This window comes from Plasticicumulans lactativorans (assembly GCF_004341245.1).
GTDB lineage: Bacteria > Pseudomonadota > Gammaproteobacteria > Competibacterales > Competibacteraceae > Plasticicumulans_A > Plasticicumulans_A lactativorans.
Map to the genome: position 1 here is coordinate 123,999 of NZ_SLWY01000012.1, position 21,997 is coordinate 145,995.

Genomic DNA, 21,997 nt, shown 5'->3' on the forward strand with positions numbered 1-21,997 from the left:
CGGTGCGCGGGATCGACCAGTACTGCTGCGGGCCGGTGACCGACCCCCCCTTGCCGGTGAAGGTGACCTGCGCCGTCAGGATCGGATTGCCGGCGAGCGTGAGCTCGGGGTTCGGGCCGCTCAGGTAGGCGGCCAGCTCGGGTCCGATGTCCTCGAAGCTGAAGGTGACGATCGGGCGCGGGTCGGCGCTCAGCGAGTCGTAGGCGAGCGTGATCTGCTGCGCCTTGCCGAGCGAGCTGTAGGAAGCGAGCGCGTGCGTCTCGGTCATCGCGCCGGTGTCGAGCTGCACCTCGGAGTTGGTCTGCACCGGCGGGCAGTCCTGCGGCTCCTGCAGCTTCTTCAGCAGGTCGTTGACGCCGAGGTCGTCGCGCGTGTCGATGCCGATCTTGCGCCCGAGGTCGAACTGGTTCTGCACCCGCGGCCCCGGCGCGACCTCGGTCGGGTGCGCCGACAGCCCCTGCGCGGTGCCGCCGGTGGCGAACGGCCCGTTCGGCGACGGGATCCTGTTGCCGCTGGCATCGAGCAGGTAGTTGCCCAGCCCGTCCATCAGGTACGGCACGCCGAAGACGAAGCGGCCGGCCTGGAAGTTGGCCTTGATGATGCGGTAGTCGGCCTTGATGTCGATCGCGGTGTTGAAGAGCTGCAGGTCCTCCTGCAGCGGCAGGATCTGGTCGAAGTAGAGCTGCTCGATCGGGAAACGCGCCATGCGCTCCTGCAGGTCGGGGCGGTCGTCGAAGAAGTACTCGACCTGCCCGACCAGGTTGACCAGGTTGTAGGCCATCACCGCGCCGGTCTCGCGGTGCGTGCCGGTCGGCGAGGCCGGGTCCGGCACCTGGATGTCGACGCCGCGGAAGGCCGCGAACAGGTAGTTGTAGCCGCTCGCGAAGGCCAGGTTGTCGAGCACGCCGATCGGGATCTGCGTCGTCGCGGCCACCAGCTTGCCGTCGCGCACGATGCCGATGTTGGCGCCGCTCGGCGTGCCGGCACCGGGGCCCGAAAGGTAGTCGGGGTCCGACGACGGGATGCCCTGCTGGTAGCGGTTGTAGGCCGCCACGAAGATGTACTCCGGGTGCTCGCCGATCACCGGCTTCAGCGCGTCCTTGGGCAGCACCAGCAGCGCGTTGGCGTTGTTGGCGTCGAAGCTGTCGGCCGAGGTGCCGAGCGTCAGCCCCTCGGCCGACAGCAGCGGCGCCACCGAGAAGCGGGTGGCCTCGTCGTTTTCCACCGTCAGCGTGCTGACGGCGGCGTCGTCGTCGAGGTAGCGGTTGGTGAACAGGATGCGCTTCGGGTCGCCGGTGTTCTGCAGCGCGTAGGTTTCCTTGCCGGTGTCGACCCAGGTCAGCGTCTCGCGGTAGTGCCTGGGGTTGGTCGACGGGTCGGCGGGCTTGTCCTTGTCGTCGATGTTGATCACGTAGATGCGGCTCGACGACAGCGGGAAGTCCGGCTGCAGCCGCCCGTCGCGGTCGGGCGCGGCGACGTACAGGCGCCGGCCGTCCTCGCTGACGACGAGCTGGCGCAGCCCCGACGGCGCCTCGCCGACGTCGATCGTCATGATCGCCTGGTGGAAGGTCGCCGACTTCGGATCGATGTCGATCACGTAGACGAGCCCGTCGCGGCCCGACGGCCCGCCCGGGTCTTCGTCGGACACGTAGGCGTAGCGGTTGCTCGGGTCGAGCGCGATCCAGAACGGCCGCGAGTTCAGCGGCAGCGGGATGATGTCGAGCGGGTCGGGCCCGGTGACCGCACCGCTGCCGTTGCGCGGCGCGTTGCCGGGTTTCGCGTCGGCCTGCTGCATCGCCACCAGGTCGAGCACCGCGACGCCTTCCTTGCCGGGGACGCCGGACAGCGTGACGTAGGCGCGCGTGTGGTCGCTGGTCAGCGCGGTCGCCCGCGGGTAGGCGCTGACCGGGATGCGCGCGGCGAGCTTCAGCTCCTCCTCGGGCTGCGGCGCGAACGGGTTGCCCTGCGTCATCACCGCAACCTGCTGTGCGCCGCGCAGGGCCGACAGCACGTAGTTGCCGGTCGCCGGCAGCGTCAGCTCGTTGCTCGCGTAGGCGCGCTCCTGCAACTCGTAGACGCGGGTGCACGGCGCGAGGCCGTAGACGCTGTCGATGCGCACCAGCGACACCGCGGCGAGGCCGGTGATCACGCTCTGCGGGATCTCGACCGCCACCTCCTCCAGGCCGTTGGGCGTCGTCGTCACCGGGCCCACCGGCGTCGCATCGAGGGTCGTACCCTGCTGGGCGAAGCGCACGACGAAGCGCGAATGGAGGCTGGTGCCGCCGATCGACGCGAGCTGCACGCCGGTCAGCACGATCACCGGCCGGGTGGTGCCGCCGACGTTGCGCAACTCGCTGCGCGCGGCGATCAGCACCGGGCTCTGCGGTAGCGCCTGCGGCGGCCGGCTCAGCGTGACCGCCACGTCGGTGACGCGCGACGGGTCGAGCTGCACGCCGACCGTCGAGACCACCGGCAGCCCGTCCTGCGGGATCGCGACGATCTTGAGCTGCGAGATCGACATGCTGATCGCGACGTACGGCGCGATCGTCGCGATGCCGCCGATACCACCACCGGTGATGATCGGGATCACGCCGAGCGGGAAGTTCGCGGTCAGTACGCCGCGGGCGATCGACACCCTGGTATTGGGGTCACCGATCGCGTACAGCCCCGACGGCGACACCCCCGGCAGCGGCGGCGAACTGGTGCGCGCGACGTGGTCGGCACCGACCACCGCGACCTCGTCCTGGAACCACATGCGCACCAGGTGGCCGGTCTCGTCGGGCACGTCGGCGGCGCGGAACAGGTAGAGCTGCTTGCCGACCGGGATCGACGTCGGCACCGGGATCGCGAACTGCGCCGGCGTCGCCAGCGCGGCGCCGCCGAAGTCGAGCTGGTAGGCGGCGACGAAGCCGAAGTCGGTCGGCATCGCCATCGGCAGCGCGCTCTCCGCCACCCGGGCGATGTGCACCGTCGTATCGGTGCCGAGCGAGCCCGGCGCGACCGCGATCACCGCACCGTCGGCCGCGGCCACCGCGCCGCCCTGCGCACCGAGCACCGCCTGTGCGAGCGCCGGCGCCTGCACCCGCACCGGCACGACGAACTCGGTGCCCCTGTGGATCACCGTGACCGTCGACTCGCCGGCCTGGCGCGCGCGCACCAGCCCGTCGGGCCCGACCTCGAGCACGCGGTCGCTGCCGGCGAAGTAGAGCGTGCCGGCGCCCGCCGCCGAAACCGCATCACCGCCGTTGATCGTGACCAGCAGCGGCTTCTCGCCGCTCTCCGGCACCAGCGTCAGGCCGTGCGGGTAGACGTCGATGCCGGCGGCGAGCTGCACCTCCTCGAAGGCGTTCGGGTGGCCGGCGACGACCGCCGTCGCGGCCCGGATGTCGCCGCGCCGCGCGACCAGCGCCGCGAAGCCTTCGCCGACCGCGAGCACCCCGTCGTCGCCGATGCGGCGCACGATCCCCGGATCGGTCGAGCTCAGCGTGAAGTAGTCCGCCGGCAGCTCGACGCCGGTCTGGTCGGCGAAGCCGCCGAGCACCCGCGGGTGCATGACGTTGCCGGGTTCGAGCAGCGGCCGCCGCTCGGCGAAATCGAGCCGAAGCAGCGGCGCATCGCTGACCTGCACGGTCAGGGTGCCGGGCGCCGACGGCGTGTAGCCGTCGTCGGCGACCACCGTGAAGCTCGCAGCACCGGCGTAGCCGTCGTCGGGGCGAAAGATCACCTGCGTGCCGTCGCCCGACAGGCGCGCGCTGCCGTGCGTCGCGCCGGTGAGGCGGAAGGTCAGCGGGTCGCCTTCCGGATCGGTGAGCAAGGAGGCCACGTCGACCGTCGTCGCCAGCGCCACGTGCGTGAAGCCGGAGCCGGCGCCGATCTGCGGGCCCTGGTTGGGCGAGAAGCCGAGGTTCGCGAACAGCAGCGCGGCGTCGGCCGCGTCGATGTGGCCGTTGCGGTCGACGTCGGCACCGGCCACGTAGCCGGGCTCACCGCTGGCGCTGCCGCGGGCGGCGATGAAGGCGCTGACGTCGTCGCCGTCGACGCGCCGGTCGCCGTTCACGTCGCCGGCCGCATACAGGCGCAGCGTGTAGGCGCCGGCGCCACTGCCGCCGACCCGCAGCGTGCGCAGCCCCTCCCCGGTGACGCGGAAGATCGCGAACGCGCGCCCTTCGGTGCGGCCGGCGGCGATCGCGTCGAGGCCGTCGAGCTGCGGCAGCGCCGGCACGAGCGCGCTGCCCGGCGCCGCTTCGAGCTCGACGCCGAGCAGGAAGGCGCCGCCCTGCGGCAGCGCGATCTCGCTCGGCCGCACCGCCAGCGTGTAGAGGTCGGTGGTCCCGGCGCCGAGCACGCCGCCGAACGGCCGCGCGAGGTAGTTCAGCGCGCCGCCGAGGTCCGCCGTCGCCGCGCGCGTCGTCACGTCGCTGCCGTACTCGACCGCGACCCCGCCGGCCGGGCCGGCGACCAGTGTCAGCCGGTGGCTCGCCGGGTCGGCGTAGCCGTAGCGCTCCGAGCTGCCGGCCGCGAGGTCGCGCGCCGACACCAGCCTGCCCTGGGCATCGTACGCGTAGGCCCAGTTGCGCCCGTCGGGGGCGGACACCCCGGTGAGCCGGCCGGCGGCGTCGCTCGTGAAGCCGATCGCCGCGTTGCCGGGGCCGACGATGCCGCTGTCGCTGACGATCAGGCGCACACCGTCGGCATAGGTGATCGCCGTGGTGCCGCCGGCCGCCGTCAGTTCGTAGCGTGTGCCGGCGCCGTCGATCAGCGTGTACTGCGCGCGCTCGCCGTCGAGCGCCGCCGGGTTGTAGGGGCTGCCGTCGTCGAAGCCGTAGAAGCTGCCGGCGGCGCGCTGCAGCAGCCGGTGCGCCGATTCGAGCTGCCACGGGTGGCCGGCATCGGCGACCCAGCGCGGCAGGAAGTAGGTGAAGCCGCGGTCGCTGACCTGCTGCGGCGCGAAGGTGAAGCCCACGCGCGCGCCGTCCGGCGTGGTGATGTACAGCCGCGAGCCCTCGCGCAGCGGGCCGTAGACCCCCGCGGCTTCGGCGCCGGTGGCCGGCACGTCGGTCTCGACGCGCAGGTCGCGCAGCGCGAGGCTCCAGCCGTGGCCGAAGCTGCCGGCCTCGGCGGCGCCGAACGAGTCGTAGCGGCGCGTGAACGCGAGCGTCTTGCCGCCGAGCGTGGCGCTGAAGTCGGTCGCGGTGCGCTCGTAGCGGCCCGCCGTGGCGGTGGCGGCGAGTTCGAACGCGCTGAAGGTCTCGGCGCTGCGCCCGGCGACGTCGGTCGCCGTGAGCCGCAGGCGGTAGAAGCCGCTCGCGTAGCGGCGCGGGTCGAGCGTCGCGAGCACGCCGTCGACCGTGGCCGTACCGTCGGCGAGCACGACCCAGTCGTCGCTGCCGGCGCGCGCGATCGCGAGCGACCAGCGTTCGAGGTTCGCATCCTCGACGCTGCCGCGCAGCGCGGTGGGCGCCTGCAGGCGGCCGCCGGACAGCGTCGCGTCGAGCGCCACGGCCGGCGCGGCGTGGTCGAGCGGGTCGCGCACGCGCAGCAGTTGCGTGGTCGTGCGGGTGAAGCCGTCGAGGTCGGTCGCGGTCGCGACCAGCGCGTAGACGCCGCTCGCCGGCGCGGTGTAGATCGCGCGCCCGTTCGCGTCGAGCGCGAGCGCCACGCCGTCGACCGTGAGCGTGCGCCCCGCCACCGCCGAGTAGGCATCGGCCAGCACGTTGATCGCGACCGGCTGGCCGGGCACCGACGGGAAGCTCGGCGTCAGCGACAGCGCGACCGCCGGGCCCTGCGGCTGCGCCGCGACGCGCAGCGCGAGCCCGCGCTCGACCCGCGTGATGCCGTCGGACACGCTCAGCACGACGAGGTGGTCGCCGACCTGGCCGGCGCCCGGCGTCCACACCAAGCGGCCGGTGGCGGTGTCGAAGTCGACGCCGTCGGGCTGCCCGCGCACCGCGTAGACCAGCGTGGTGCCGCTGTCCGGGTCGCTGCCGGCGACCGTGAAGTCCAGCGTCTGGCCGAGGCCGACCTGGTGGTTGGTGAAGGCCAGCGTCGGCGCGCGGTTCACGTCGGCGATCTGCAGCCGCACGGCGATCGCGTCCTGCGCGCCGCTCGGGTCGCGCACCGCGAAGTGCAGCAGCGTGTCGCCGGCCTGGTCGTAGTCCGGCGTCCACTCGAAGCGGCCGTTCGCGGTATCGAAGAAGGCGCCCGCGGGCAGCGGGTCGAGCGCCGCGTAGACCAGGCCGTCGCCGTCGGGGTCGGTGCCGACCAGCGTGAACTGCAGCAGGCGCTGTTCCTGGCCGCCGAGCGTCGGCATCTCGACCAGGAGCGGTGCCTGGTTGGTCGGCGTCACCGTGAGCGCGACGGTCTCGCTGCTGCTCGCCGCGCCGTCGCTGACCGTCAGCACCACGTTGGCGTAGCGCCCGGCCGAGAAGTAGTCGGTGGCCCACGTGAGCAGGCCGCTGTCGGCGTCGAGCGTCGCCCCCGGCGGCAGGTTGCTCGCGCCGTAGCTCAGCGGGTCGCCGTCGGCATCGCGTGCGGCGAGCTGCAGCGTCAGCGTGGCGTTCTCGGCCACCGTACGGTTGCCCACCGGCAGCAGCACCGGCGCGGCGTTGCTTGCGCGCGCGACGATGCGCACGGTCGCCTGGTCGGTGTTGCCGAGGCTGTCGGTCACCGTGAAGGTCACGTCGTGCGCGCCGGCGTCGGCGGCCGTGGGCGTCCACGTGAACACCGCGCTGCCGTACTGCGCGCCGGGCGTGAGCGTCGCGCCGGCCGGGCGGTCGTCGGCGCTGAAGGCGAGCGCATCCTGGTCGAGGTCGCTCGCGCGCAGCGTGAACTGCAGCGGCTGGCCGAACACCGCCACCTTGGGCCCGATCGGCGCGAGCAGCGGCGGCTCGGATGCCGAATCGGCCGAGATCACGAAGCTGCGCGAGGCCGACAGCACCGTCTTCGCGCCGCCGCCGTCGCCGTCGTCGCTCGCGGTCACCGTGACGACGTAGTCGCCGCGGTCGCGCGCGCCCGGCGCGATGCGCAGCACCCCGCTGCCGTCGTCGCCGGGGATCCAGCTCGCGAAGTGCGGCAGGTGCTCGAAGCGCAAGGCGATCGGGTTGCCGTCGGCGTCGGTGGCGACGAGCGGCAGGTCGAGCACGCTGCCCTTGTCGACGTGCTGGTTCGCGATCTCCGGCAACTGCGGCGGACGGTTCGCGTTGCGCACCTCGAGCGTCACGCCGACCGTCGTCGCGAGCGGCTGCCCGGTGCCGTCGCCGTCGTCGGTCGCGGTGACCGCGAGCTGCCAGGTGCCCGCCTGGTCGTAGCCCGGCGTCCAGCGCAGCAGCGAGGTCGCGGCGTCGAAGGTCGCCCCCTGCGGCAGGCCGGTGACGCTGTAGCTCACGCTCGGCAGCGTGCCCTCGGGCGGCGACAACTGGCCGTCGGCGAGCCGCACCTGCGGCAGGTAGCGGGGGTTGTCGGCGTCGAAGGCGAACAGCCGCAGCGCGAGCGTCTCGTTCTCGAGCACCGAGAGGTTATCGAACGGGTCGAACACCGGCGCGACGTTGACGTTCTGCACCTCGAGCCGCACCGTGCGCTCGACCGTGGTGTGCCCGTCGCTCGCGCGCAGGCGGATCGGGTAGGTGCCGGCCTGCGCGTAGCCCGGCGTCCACGCGAACGCGCCGGTGTTCGGGTCGAGCGTCGCGCCGGCCGGCAGGTCGATCGCGCTGTAGCCGAGCGCACTGCCGTCGGGGTCGTCGGCGACGATCGTGAAGCGCACCGGGTCGCCCTGGCGCACCGTGCGGTCGGGGATGCCGCGCAGCACCGGCGGTGCGTTCACCGGATCGACGGTGAAGGCGACCGTGCGCGTGACCGTCTGCGTGCCGTCGTCGACCGAGAACTGCACGTTGCGGTATTCGCCGGCCGCGTCGTAGCCCGGCGTCCACTCGAACACGCCGCGGCGCGCGTCGAAGCGCGCCCCCGGCGGCAGGTGCTCGACCCAGTACGACAGCCGCGCCCCTTCGGGGTCCGACGCCGGCACCGCGAGCGTGTAGGGCTGGCCTTCGAAGAGCCGCACCGCCGGCGGCAGCTCGAGCGCCGGCGCGCGGTTGCCGCCGGCGACCTCGATCGTGAACGCCTGCGTCGCGTAGCCGCCGCGCGTGTCGTAGGCGCGCAGCACCACCGCCGCCCGGGCGACGCTCGCGCTCGTCGGCAACCAGTCCAGCAGCCCGGTATGGGCATCGAGTGCAAGCCCCGCGGGCGCATCGAGCAGCACGTAGGTGAGCACCACGCCGTCGGGGTCGGCGGCATGCGCCTGGTAGCGCCACGCGCTGCCGGCCGTGGCCGCGGTCACCGGCGCGCTGTCGAACGCCGGCACCTGGTTCGGGTAGGGCAGCGCGTAGACGCCGCTGCCGAGTTCGACGTGCTGGCCCAGTGGGTTGGTCAGCGTGACGGTGCGCACGAGCGTCGTGGCGCCGGGCGCGAGCACGCCCGCGGGCAGCCCGGCGCCGATGTCGAGCAGCCACAGGCCGTCGCTGCGCTCGGGGGCGCCGACGGCGCTGCCGGCGAAGTAGCGCGACGGGTCCAGCGCGAGCATCAGCGGCACGCGCAGGTCGTAATCGGTGCGGTTGGTGACGCTGACGTCGAAGGAGACGGTGCCGCCTGCACGCTCGGAGCGCGTCGCGACGAACTGCACGTCGACCAGCGCGGAGAAGTCCTGCACCGCGGTGAAGTCGAGCGTGTACGCAGCGGTCAGTTCGAGCCCGCCGCTCGAGCGGATGCGCTTGTCGACCACCAGCGTGTACTGCTCGGGTTGCGGCGCATCGAAGCGCAGCGTCGTCGTGCGCGTCGCCGGGTCGTAGTCGACCGCGGTGTAGTGCACCTGGCGGCCACCCGAATCGGTCAGCACGTAGTTGGCCGGGTTCAGCACCGAATCGGGCGCGGTCGGGTCGCCGCGGCGCATGTCGCGGTCGAAGGTGACGGTGATGCTGGCGAGCGGCAGCGCGACGATGCTGCCGGCCACCGGGTCAGTGCGCAGCACCGACGGCGCGACCAGCGGCGCGATCACGTCGACCTGCGCGCCGTTGGCCACCAGCAGCCGGCCGTCGCCCGTCGCCAGCAGCTGCTCGGCGCTCGGTCCGCCCTGCGCGACCCGGACGCTGCGCAGGGTCAGCAGGTCGATCATCGTCAGGTCGGCGAGCGCCGCCGAGCCCGACGGGATGCGGCTGGACACGAACAGCAGCCCTGCGAGCGGCGTGCCGGCGCGGCCGAAGGCGAGCGAATCGGCCGCGCTCGCCAGCCGCACCTCGACCTGCGCACGGCCCTGGGCGTCGAACGTCAGCACGTCGCCGCGCCGCGGCCAGGCGCTGCCCCACAGCGTGCCGTCGGGCGCCACCGCGAGGTCGTCGACGCGCACGTTGCTGAAGTGGCGGAAGCTGCGCGTGGCCGGGTCGAAGCGTTCGATGCCGTCGCCCGACGAGACGTAGAAGGTGCCGCTCGCGGCGTCGAAGGCGAGCGACTGCGTCAGCCCGTCGCCGTAGCGGTTGAGGATCGCCAGCGTGCCCGGGTCGAGTTCGAGCAACTGGCCGCCGCCCGAGGTGGCCCACAGGCCGCCGTTGGCATCCCAGGCGAAGTCGTACACCGGCGTGTCGAGCTGCACCGCGGGCTGCAGCACGCGGCCGCCGTCCTGGTCGAACAGGTACAGCGCGCCGCGGTTGCCGCCGCCCGAGACGATGAAGGTGCCGTCCGGCCGCTCGGCGAGCGCGAGCGGGCCGATGCCCGAGAAGCTCTGCGTGACGCCGGTGCCGAACACCTCGCCCGAGAACGGCGCGAGCACCGTCGCGAACGCCGACGGACGGTCAGGCGCCGCCGCCGGTAGCCCCGCCTCGGCCTGCGTGAACAGCGGGTTGGTCGAGGTGGCGTTGCCCGGCGCCGGCGGCTCGCCGACGTCCTGCGTGGTGCGCCCGACGCCCGGCGTGCCGCCGACGTCGACCTGCGTGCCGTCGTCGGGCACGCCGGCGCTCGGCGGCTGCTCGCGGTTGCCGGCGTTGTCGGTCGACAGCGCGAGGAAGTGGTAGCGGTGGCCGGCCTCGCCCTGGTAGACCGCCTGCGTGTCGGTGGTCTGGCGCAGCCAGATCGTCCACTCGCCGTCATCGGCGCGCACGTAGACGGTGGTATGGCGCACGCCGGAACCGGCGGGCTCGTCGCTCGCCTGCCACTGCACGGCGTAGTCGCTGCTGCCGGGCGCCACCGGCGCCGCGGTGAGCGTCGTCAGCGGCGCCTGCGCGTCGAGCGTGCTGGTGATCGTCGGCGTGTCGAGCGCCGCCTGGTTGTCGAACAGCACGCGCGCGCTGGCCGTGATCTCCTCACCGCTCGCGGCGCCGAAGGCGGCCTGCACCGTGTAGCTGACGAAGCCGGCGCCGCGGCCCTGGCTGTTGTCGGGCGGCAGCAGGCCGCGCGTCGCGTCCTGGAGCACCTCGCCGGTCTCGGGGTCGATCGCCTGCAGCACCCAGCGCACCGTGCGCGTGGTCGGGTCGATGCCGGCGCTGATGCGCACGACGAAGCCGAGCGCGTTCTTCAGGTCGATGTCGCCCTGGTAGTTCGCGCGGTCCTTCGGCAGCGCGATGTCGATGCCGCCGAGCTTGATGTCGCCGAGCCGGAACGAGCGCAGCGCGAGGCTGTCGTCGAGCGTCGTGACGACCTGCACCTCGTTGGCGGCGGCGGTGGCGAGCGCCGGGTTGCTGAAGCGGATCGTGTACGGCAGCGCGGTCGCGGCTGGCACGAACTGGCGCTCGCCCTGCCCCGCCGGCCCGCTGATCGACGCCCCCTCGGTGGTCTGCGCGATGCGGTCGAACAGCGCCTGCAGGTCGAGCGCGGTCAGCGTGTTGCTCGACGCGAGCGACGAGAAGCCGGGGTCCACCGTCAGCTCGGCGCCGGCGCCGCGACCGGGCGAGAACACGTTGACGGCCTGGAAGTAGGTCGGGTGCGACAGGTGCAGGTCGAAGTCGGCCGGCGCCGGCACCTTGGGCACCGGGATGCCGTACTCGCCGCAATCGTCGCTCTCGCGCACGTCGTAGCCGAACAGCGGTGCGAGCGTGCGCGGCTGGTCGCCGTACCAGCGGTGCACCTGCTCGAAGAAGGCCGTCAGGCTCGACGGGCTCTGGATCTCGTGCCCGGCCGGCCCCACCAGCACGCCGCTCGCGAGCACGCCCAGCAGGCTGACGACCTTGGGGTCGGTGCGGATCGGCGGCGCCTGCTCCTCGCTGCGCAGCAGGCCGCTCTCCTCGAGCGCGCCGAGGTAGGCATCGACCCAGCGCCCGCTCGCCGCGGCGAGGTTCACCAGCGCGGCGTTGGCGCTCGGGTCGGCGAGGATCGCCTCGCGCAGGCGCAGCGCCTCCTGCGTCTGCAGCATCACGAACTCGGTGCGCGTGAGCGGCGTCGCCGAGGCGTTCACGTTGAACAGGAAGGGCATGAACAGGTCGACGCAGTCGTCGTTCAGCTTCTTGTTCGGGTTCGAGAAGTACGCCGCCAGCTCGCTGCCGAGCGAGGCGAGGCCGTCCTTCAGCACGTCCTGTTTGGCGAGGTCGGGGGGCGCGTCGTAGAGCGCGCGCTTGTAGGCCTCGAAGTCGCGGTCGTACAGCGCCTTCAGCCCCGGGTAGGTCGTCACGCTGAAGCTCATGCCGACGTAGCCGCCGGCGGCGACGTCGAACGCGTAGCCGGGCGCGAGCAGGTAACCGCCGGTGTTGACCTCGCTGTTCAGGCTCGCCCAGGCGACGTCGCTGCGCCGGCCGTTGTCGGGCTTGCCGCGGATGTCGGAGTTGAAGCTCACGTACGGCAGCCCGAACACCTTGGCGTTGTCGCCGAGCTCGGTGGTGCCGACGTTGAAGTACACGTACGGCGTGTCGACGTTGGTCAGGCTCTGCAGCGAGACGCCGTAGATCGCGCTCTGCCCCGCCGGCACCACGCGCGGCCCGCCGAGGCCGATCGTCACGTCGATCGGCAGCGCGGTCTCGATCAGGTAGCGGTACGGCAGCGTCGCCAGCGCGCCGTCGGGGTTGGTCACCGCGACGTCGTAGAGGCCGTGCGGGGCGTTGCGCAGGTCGAAGGTCGCGATGATCTTCGTTGCGTCGATCACCCGGTAGACGGTCGGCTCGATCTCGGCGATGCCCGGCCGCACCAGCTTGACCAGCGCCCCGTCCTTGAAGCGCGCGCCGGTGATCGTCGCGGTGACCCAGCGGCTGTCGCCGCCCTGGTCGACCGCGATGTCGGTCACCTGGAACGGCAGCGCGCGCGCGGTCAGCGTGACCGGCGCGTTGTTCTGGCTGCCCGCGCGGCCCTGGATCAGCACGTAGTAGTCGCCGGCCTGCGTCGACGCGATGGTCGCGCTCGGGTCGGCCGACAGCACCTCGGTGGAGGTGACCGTGAACGCCGACGGCGTGGCGACGTCGCCGTAGCGTACGTAGAGCTCGTTGGCGCTCGTGTCGTCGGCGGCATCGAGCGTGAAGCGCAGCGTCTCGTTGGCGCCGATGGTGATCCGGTACAGGCGCTGCTCGCCGGGCGACAGCGTCGTCGGCAGCGGCACGCCGGGCGTGAGTTCGGGCACGCTGAGCGCCAGCGTGCCGGCGCTGACCTTGGTGTTGTTGCGTTCGTCGACCGCTTCCGGCACCTCGTCATAGATGTCGGTGCGCACGATCAGGCGGTAGTTGCCGGCCCGAGCCGGCGGGATCGTCGCCGTGAACGGCGTGGTGTAGCTCGCGCCCACCGCGAGGCCGCCGCCGTGCTGCACCTTCTTCAGCAGCACGTCGTCGAGCCCCCACTGGCCGTCCGCCGACAGGTAGATGGCATCGGTCCAGGCGCCGGCGGCGTCGATGCCGTGGGTGTTGGTGACCGTGTAGGTGACGTTCAGCGCCGCGCCGGTGGTCCCGGCCGCGGGCAGCGTGATGTCGGTGACCACCAGGTCCGACGGCGGCGGCAGCTCGATGCGGATCGGGTCGGCGGAGGCCGTGGCGTTGTTGCCCTCGTTGCCGGCCTCGAACACCTGGCCGCGCGGCTGGTTCGCACCCAGCACCGGGTCGGTCTCGACGAACAGGTAGTAGTTGCCGACGAGATCACGCGGCAGCTTCAGCGTCGCATCGACGCTGTAATGGCCGCCGTTGGCGGCGACCGCGCCGGCGTGCTCGATCTCGCCGAGGTAGCGGTCGGCCCGGGGGTCGAACAGCGGATCGGCCGACAGGTAGATGCGGTCGCGCCAGCGCGTGTTGCCGCCCGGCGTCGCCGCACCGCCGAGGTTGCTCACCGTGTAGCTGAAGTCGATCGACTGGCCGCGCACGTAGGCCGCCGCACCCGGCTCGACCGCGGTGACGCGCAGGTCCGCGGCGGGCGCGCGCGTCACCTGGATCGGCACCACGGTGATGTTGTCGCCCTCGTCGCGGAACTCGGGCACCGCATCGGGCTGCAGCTGCACCTGGCCCAGGCCGACCGTCGCCGCCTGGCCGCTGCGCTCGTTGCCGACGACGTTCGAGTCGGTGAAGGCGATCAGGTAGAACGGCCCCTCGGCATCGCCGGGGAGCTGGAACGTGGCCGAGCGCGGGTATTCGGCCTGGGCGTCGAGCGGACCGTAGCGCAGGAAGCTCGCGAGCTGCAGGTCGTTCGGGTCGAGCGAGGGGTCCTTCGACAGGTACGGCCGGTCGCTCCAGATCCACTCGCGTGTCGCACGCGTGCCCGCATTCTTCACCTTGAAGTCGACTGTGACCGTCGACCCCGACAGCAGCGGGCCGGGCGGGAGCACCAGGTCGGTGATGGTCAGGTTCGGCTCGCGGTAGGTCACGTCGATGTCGCCACGGCCGAGGTTGTCGGCCGTCGCGGCATCCTCGTAGACGCTGGCGCCGTAGCTCGCGCGCGAACGCGAGTTGTCGCCGCTGACCGGTTCCGGGGCACCGTAGCCCGCGGTTGGCGAGTGGTCGGTGAGCACGTAGACGTAGTACGGCCCGTCGAAGCCGGCCGGCAGCGTCACCTCGGCCGAGGCGGTGTAGCCCGCACCGTGGGCGAGGCCGTCGCCGGCGGCGTGGGTCTGCGTGCCGAGCAGGCGCGTGCGCCCGCTGTTCGGGTTGAACACCGGGTCGGGCGAGATGAACACCGCGTCGGTCCAGAAGCGCGTGCCGCCCCATACCGCGGCGCCGTCGTTGCGCACGCTCCAGGTGATGGTGGTCTTCTCGCCGGAGAAGTTCTGCGCCGGCGCGCTGACGCCGGTCACCGTCAGGTTGGCCGGTCGCGCCACCACCTCGGCCGCGACCGTGCGGCCGTTGTTGGTCTCGTTGCTCTCGGCGATCGTGCGCAGCGGGTCGGTGTCGGCCAGCACCGTCACGTACAGGCCGCGCGCCGCCGGCGAGAGGTCGAAGCGCTTGGTCACCGTGTAGCCGGCGCGCGACTCGAGGTCGTTCGGGCGGTCGAAGGTACCGAGTTCCCAGATGTGTACGCCCTGCGCGCGGATGTCCGGCAGGTCGTGCAGCAGCACGGTATCGGTCCACGGGCCGGCGGCCTTGCCTTCGGCGAGGTTCTGCACCGTCCAGGTCACGCTGAACGGCGCATCGACCGAACCCGGCGCACCCGGCGCCGCGCTGGTCTGCACGTCGGTCACCTGCAGGTCGGGCAGCGGCGGCACCGGCGTGCCGATGATGTCGATCGCGCGCGCCTTGTAGTTGTTGCTGTCGAGCTCGTTCGGGTCGTCCGGGTTGACGTTGACGGCCAGCGTGTCCTCGAACACCGCGTCGTAGGCATCCGACCACGGCGTGATGTAGTAGGTGCCCGAGGCGATCTGCGCCGGGATGCGGACCTTCACCTCCTGCTGGTAGCGGTCGCCGACCGCCAGCACGCCGCTGTGCGCGAAGGTGCCGAGCAGCACCGCCGAATTGCCGGGGATCTGGATCGGCGAGCCGTCCTCCGACAGCACCGAGCGCGGCCCCGGGCTCGGCCGCGTCGCATCGCGCGTGAGCCACAGCGTGTCGGACCAGCCGCTGCGGTTGGTGGGGGCCGAGCCCTTGTTGGTCACCGTGTAGCGCACGCTGATCTCGGCGCCATACACACCCTGCGTCGGTGCGACGACGCCGCCGGTGACCAGATCCGACAGCGGCTGCGGATCGACCGTGACCGCGCGCGCGATGACGTTGTTCTGCTCGCTGGCCTGCGGGTACTCGTCGACCGCGTTGCCGGCATCGGCGATGACGAGGAAGTAGCCCTGCCCGCGGAAGCGCTCCGGGATCACGAAGCTCTTCGGCCCCGAGGTGTAGGCGGCGTCCTTGGCGAGCGCGCTGCCGTTGTCGAGGCTGCCGAGCAGGATGTCGTCGGCGCCGGCCTGGTTGTCGAGCGACAGGTAGACCCGATCGGTCCAGTGGCCCGACGCCGTGGCCGGGCCGCGGTTGACGACCGTGAAGCCGACCCCGGCGGTCGCCCCGGCCGTCACGCGGTCGGGCGCGACGATCGCCTGCACCTGCAGGTCGGGGCGCGGCAGCAGCGACAGCAGCAGCACCTGGTCGTCGAGCGTGGTGTTGTTGGCCGGCTCGGTCGCACCCTCGTACACCGTGTTGCCGACGTCGGTGCTCACCGCGAGCTGCCAGCCGCCTTCGCTGCGCGCGGGCAGCTTGAAGCGCTCGGTGCGGGTGTACGCAAGCCCTGCGCCGAGGCCGGCGCTGTAGGTGAACGCACCGAGCGTGATCGGCCGCGGCGTCGCCGGGTCGGCGGGGTCCAGGCCGGGCTTGATCAGCGTGACGGTGTCGGTCCAGCTACCGGCGGCGCGCGCCTGGCCGTCGTTCAGCACGCTCCAGGTCACGTCGATGGTGTCGCCCTCGCGGGCCTCGGCCGGGCCGCTGATCGACGTCACCTTCAGGTCCGGCGTCGGCGAGCGGCTCACCTGCACCGGGCCGCCGCTCACGCTGTTGTCGTCGTCGAACACGAGCTCGAACGGGCCGCCGGTGCGCACCGTCACGTACACCGGCCCTTCCAGGTCGTCGGGCAGGCTCACGTTGCCGGTGCGCTGGTAGCCGCCGCCGACCTCGAGCACGCCGATGTGCTCGAAGCCGACGGTCTTGATCACGTCGAACCCGGCGGCGTCGTGCGCCAGCACGACCGTGTCGCTCCAGCGTTCGAGGTCGGTGCGGCCGATGCCCTCGTTCTTCACCGCCCACGTCACCTCGAGCGTGCCGCCCGAGTCCGCCGTCGCCGGCAGCGTCAGCCCGTGCACCGTGAGGTCGGCGTACGGGTACGGCATCAGGTCCAGCGGCGCCGGCGCGGCCCCCGTGTTGTCGCTCTCGTGGCCGTTCTCGAACACCTGCGCGCCACTGTCGCTGCGCACGTAGACGTTGAAGCGGCCGCTCTTGGCGGGCGGCGCGAACATCGTCTCGGTGCGGCTGTACACGGCACCGTCGGCGAGCCCGCCGTCGTGGCGGAAGCTGCCGAGCACGATGTCGTCGCTGTCGCCGTAGACGGCGTTCGCCGACAGCACGACGGTGTCGGTCCAGCTCGACGTCAGGCCCGGGCCGGTGCCGGCGTTGGTGACGGTCCAGCCGACGGTCACGCGCGCCGGGTCGGCGATCAGCCGCGTCGGCGCGGTGACGTTCGAGACCACCAGATCGGCGTACGGCGTCAGCGTCACCGCGAGCGGCGCGACGCCCTGGTTGTCACTCTCGTGGCCGGGCTCCCTGACCACGTCGGCGGCGTCGCTGACGGCGATCAGCCGCCAGGCGCCTTCGGCGTCGATCGGCACCGTGACCGTGAAGGTCGAGCGATAGGCTGCCCCCGGCGCCAGCGTCCGCGTGACGCTCTGCGCGCCGAGCAGGCGGTCGCCGCTGTCGAGGATGGCGTCGCGCGACAGGTACAGGCGGTCGGTCCAGCGGCCGTCCAGCGTGGCGGTGCCGCCCTGGGTGACGTCGAAGGTCACCGTGATCGGGTCGGCCGATGCCGCCGTCGCCGGCGCGCCGACCGGGCCGGCCTGCAGGTCGACGTGGCGCAGCGCGAGCGCGGCCGCCGCGACCGCGGTGTTGTTCGCCTCGCGCGCCGCCTCGTAGACCTGGTTGCCGCCGTCGGTCACGACGACGAGCCGCATCTCGGCGTCGGCGATCGCCGGCACCGTGAAGTCGAGACCCTCGTCGTAGCTCGCGCCGGCCGCGAGCCCGCCGCCGTGGGTCCGCGAGCCGAGCAGTGTCGCGCCACTGAGCTGGCCGTCGGCCGACAGGTAGACGCGGTCGGTCCAGCTGCCGCTGGCATCCGCCTCGCCGGCGTTGGTGACGCGCCAGGTCACCCGCGCCGGGCCACCGGCGAGGCCGACCGGCGGGCCGGCGACGGCCAGCGCCTGCAGGTCCGGCGCCGGTGCCGGCGTGACCGTCAGCCGTTCGAGGCTGGCGCCGACGTTGTCGGCGCTGCGCCCGCCGTCGAACAGCACGCCGTCGACGTCGCTCCGCACCAGCACGCGCCACGTCCCGCTCAGCGCGACCGGCAGCGTGAAGCGCTGCTGCTGCGTATAGGTGCTGCCGGCCGCCACCGGGCCGCTGACCGTCACCGTGCCGAGCACGAGGTCGCCGGCGTCGTACACGTCGTCCTGCGACAGCACGACGCGGTCCTTCCAGCTGCCGCTGGCCGGCGTGTCGCCGGCGTTGCGCACGCGCCAGGCGACCTCGACCGGCGCGCCCGACAGCGCCGTCGTCGGGGCGGTGACGACCTCGACCGCGAGGTCGGTGTACGGCGCCGTGAGCGTGATCGCGCGCGGCGCCGAGGTGTTGTCGGCGCGCGTGTCGGGTTCCAGCAGCGCCTGGCCGACGTCGCTGCGCACGATCCACCGCAGCGTGCCGTTGCGACCGAGCGGCAGCGTCACGGTCGCGCTCGCGGTGTAGCTCGCGTGGCCTGCGAGCGGGCCGGCGTGCGGCACGTTGACGCTGAGCAGGTCGTCGCCATCGCCGAAGCTGCCGTTGACCGAGAGCACGAGGCGGTCGACCCAGTTGCCGGCGGCGGCCGCGTCGCTGTCGTTCTTCACCGTCCAGCTCACCGTCACCGGCGTGCCGCCGCGGCCGCTCGCGGGTGCGTCGAGCGCCACCACCTGCAGGTTCGGGTAGGCGACCGCGTTCGACGTGAATGTCAGGCTCGCGCTGTTGTTGGCTTCGGCGTTGCCGCCGTCGATCGCCTCGATCACCGAGCCGGTGCCGCTCGCGTTCGCATCGGCGGTCACGGTGACGACGAGCGTGCCCGCGCCGCGCGCGCCGTCGGGCAGCCTGAAGGTGTAGAGGCGGTCGCGCGACTGCTGCGGGCCGATCGCGCCCGACACCGCGGCGTCGTAGAGCTGCGCGGCGTTGACCAGCACCTCGCCGGTCGCGCCGTTGACCACCGTGATGCGGTCGCTGAAACCGCTCGCGACCGGCGTGGAACCGGCGTTGAAGTCCTGCCAGCGCACCGTGACCGGCTTGCCGGCCTCGGCGCCGCCGAGCAGCGCGAGGCCGCGCACCTGCAGATCGGGCGCGGAGGCGATCGCCAGCGTCGCGGTGTTGTTGCTCTCTCCGCTGCCCTGCGCGTTCGACTCGAAGACGAGCCCGCCGTCGTCGACGCTCACCTCGAAGCGGAACAGACCCTGCGTCGCGCTGCCCGCCGGCCAGTCGAAGCCGACGCTGCGCTCCACGCCGGCCTGGGGAGCGAGCTCGCTCGCGTCGTGCACCACGGTCTCGACGTGCACGAGCTGGTTGTTCGACAGGTTGCGCACCACCAGCGTCTCGTGCCAGGCGCCGCCGGCGGCCTTGTCGCCGGCATTGTCGGTGCGCCAGCTCACGCTGACCGGCTGCCCCGGCAGCCAGCCGGTGGGTGGGGTCACGGTCAGCCCGGCCGGCAGCAGGTCGGCATAGCGCGCGAGCGCCGAGGTGACGACGCTGGTGACGACGTTGTTGGCCTCGGCGTTGCCGCTGCCGTTCTGCTCGACGACCGTGTTGTCGACGTCGGCGCTGAGCGAAAAGCGCAGCGCGCCGGCGCCGCGCGCGCCGTCGGGCAGGTCGATCCCGACGCTGCGCTCGACCTGCGTGCCGGGCGCGAGCGGGCCGGCCGTGGCCGCGTCGTACGGCAGCAGGCGCGAGAGCAGGATCTCGCCGGTGTCGACGCGCGACACGACGAGGCGGTCCTGCCACGCGGTGGCGGTCGGCAGGTCGCCGGCGTTGCGGTCGAACCAGCGCACCGTCAGGTGCGCACCCGACTCGATCGGGCCGCCGGCCGCGCTGACCTGCAGCCCGAGCGGTGTGAGGTCGGGTCCCGGCACGCCTTCGAGGGCGGTCAGGCGTACCGGTGCCGTCTGCGACAGCGGCTGCAGGTTGAAGCGGTAGGTGTTGGGCGCCGTCACCGTGCGCCGCCCCTCGATCGCCAGCGTGTAGGTGCCGGCGTCGGCGAGCGTGAACACGTCGACGTCGCTGCCGATCGCGGCGTCCCACAGCCGGTTGCCGTAGGGGCCGTAGAGGATCCACTGGCCCTCGTTCGTCGTCGCGGCCTGGCCGTCGAGGTAGTAGCGGTCGCCGGCGGCAGCGGTGAAGCGGTAGAAGTCGGTCTCGCTGCCCGGACTCAGCACGCCGGTCTGCGCCGTGCCGGGCGTGAGCGGCGTCGCCGCGGCCACGTCGAAGAGCCGGAACGCGTAAGGCCCGGTGCGGTCGCCAACGGCGTCGATCGCCAGCGTGTAGTGGCCGGCGGCGAGCTCCAGCAGGTCGCTGCTGCCACCGTCGTTCGCGTCGGCCGAGCGCAGCGCGGTCGGCGCGACGAGCTGCCCGCGCGGGCCGGTGAGCGACCACCTCAGCGCGCTGTCGGTCAGGCTGTCGAAGCGCACGTAGCGCGGCGCGGCGAGCTCGAACGTGTACAGCGCGGCCTGCCCGGTCTGGGTGAGCGCACCGTCGATGCGATCGCCGAGCACCAGCGTGGCCGCCACGTCGCTGACCCGCTGCACGTTGAAGCGCAGCGCGTTGGTCGTGGCGGCCTGGTCGCGCCGGCCTTCGAGCAGCAGCGTGTAGCGGCCGGCGACCGGCATCGCCGGCGTGTCGACGTCGTTCGCGATGCCGGCGGTCCACAGCAGGTCGCCGTCCGGCGAGATCAGGCGCCAGGTCGCATCGCTGCTGGTGGCGGCCTGGCTGTCGAAGTACAGGTGCTCGCCGGCCGCGGCGACGAAGCGCCAGGCCTGCGTCGAGTTGCCCGGCGCGAGCGTTGCCGTGACCGGCGTGCCGGGCGTGAGCGGCGACGCGCCGGCGAGGTCGAGCAGGCGGAACGCGTAGGCGCCGGTAGTGTCGCCGTCGACGCGCAGCGTGTAGCGGCCGGGCGCGAGTTCGACCACCGGGTTGCCGGCGGCGTCGGTCGAGCGCTCCTGGAAGCTGCGCGTCGCGATCGTGCCGCGCACGTCGTCGATCAGCGTCCAGTCGAGCCTGCCGTTGTCGGTGCGCGTGTCCATCACGGCGCGCGTCGGCTGCGCGATCGTGAAGGTGTACAGGTCACGCTGCGCACTGCTCGTGCGGTTGCCCGACACCAGCGTGTCGAGCGCGAGCGGTATCGACGCGGCGGGCGTCGTCTGCAGGTGCACCCAGTCGATCGCGACATCGGTCTTCGCGGTCAGGCTGCCGCTGCTCGCGGCCTGGTAGAAGCCGACGCGCAGGCCGTAGGCGAAGCCGTCGGTGCCATAGCCGAAGGCGCGCGCCGCCAGCTCGTGGCCGTCGTCGTCGAGCAGCACCGCGCGGATGCTGCTGGTGGGCGAGCCTTCGATGCGCAGCCGGTACCAGGTGTTGTCGGCGAAGGCGAACGCCGTCGCCGCGGCTCCCCCCGACGGGCGGCCGTCGCTGAGGAACTCGCGGCTCCCGCCACTCGGGTTGCTGCGCAGCGCCGCAGCGGCCCAGCGGCCGGGGTCGGACACATCGGCCACGTAGAGGCCGAGCAGCTCGTTCCAGGCGACGTTGGCCGCCTGCGTCAGCGTGTTGAAGCGCGCCTCGTAGCTGAATGCCTGCGACGGGGCGACGAAACCCGACACGAAGGCCCTGACCTGCGCCGGTGCCAGCGTGTTGCGCAGGCGCAGCACGCCGGTGCCGGCGAGCGTCTCGAAGGCATACGCCGGTTCGCCGGCGGCGGTCAGCGTGGTCGGCCCGCGCCCCGGCTGCCACGCGGGGTCGAGCGGCAGGCCGTCGAATTCGTCGCTGAAAGCCTGCACCGTGTCGGCCGGCGTGTTGCCGCGCGGCAGCACGCGGAACGAATAGCCGTTGGGCCCCTGGCTGTAGCGCCGGCCCTCGACCAGCAGCGTGTAGGTGCCGGCCTGCAGGTAGGTGCGCTCGGCCACGTCGTTCGCGAACGAGGCGCCGAAGAGCTGCTCGCCGCCCGGCGCGACGAGGCGCCAGCGCATGTCGGTCTGGTCGGCGCCGAGCGCGTCGAAGGCGAGCCGGTCGCCGGCGGCGAGGTCGAAGCGGTAGGCGTGGGTCGCGGCGCCCCAGGGCAGCGTGGCCTGGATCGTGTCGCCGGGCGTGATCGGCGTCGCCGCGGCGAGGTCGAGCAGACGGAAGCCGAAGTCGCCGGTGCGGTCGCCGGCGGCATCGACCGTCAGCGTGTAGTGGCCGGGGCCGAGCGTGTGGATCACGCGGTCGATACGCGCGGGGTCGGCCGAATAGCCGTCGAAACCGGGCAGGTCCTGCGAGTCGCTGGACTGGAACGAGCGGTTCGCCACCAGCGTGCCGCGCGGCCCGGCGAGCGTCCAGGTGAACGGCGCATCGCTCAGCGCATCGAACACCACGCGCCGCGTGTCGGCGAGGTCGAGGCCGTAGACCACGCGCTGGCCGGGGGTTTCGATGCGCCCCGCCACCGCGTCCGGCAGCGCGGCGTAGGCATCGACGACGTGGCCGTCGAGGTGCAGCGGGCCGGCGTCGGCGAGCGCGGTGCCACCGCCCTCGTCGAAGCGGTAGGCGAGCACCAGCCCCGGTGCATTCGCGGCGGGCGGCTGGCTGCCCGCCGCGGCGATCTCGGCGGCGCTGCGCGCGATGTTCCA

At 72.9% G+C, this 21,997-nt stretch carries 1 protein-coding gene (running past both ends of the window); it reads right to left on the reverse strand.

This entire window lies inside a single protein-coding gene on the reverse strand: locus EV699_RS12075, encoding a CARDB domain-containing protein. The 41,688-nt coding sequence extends 14,429 nt beyond the window's left edge and 5,262 nt beyond its right edge, so the window shows coding positions 5,263–27,259 (codon 1,755, complete, through codon 9,087, partial); reading right to left, the first codon wholly in view occupies nt 21,995–21,997. Both codon boundaries (start and stop) fall beyond the window edges.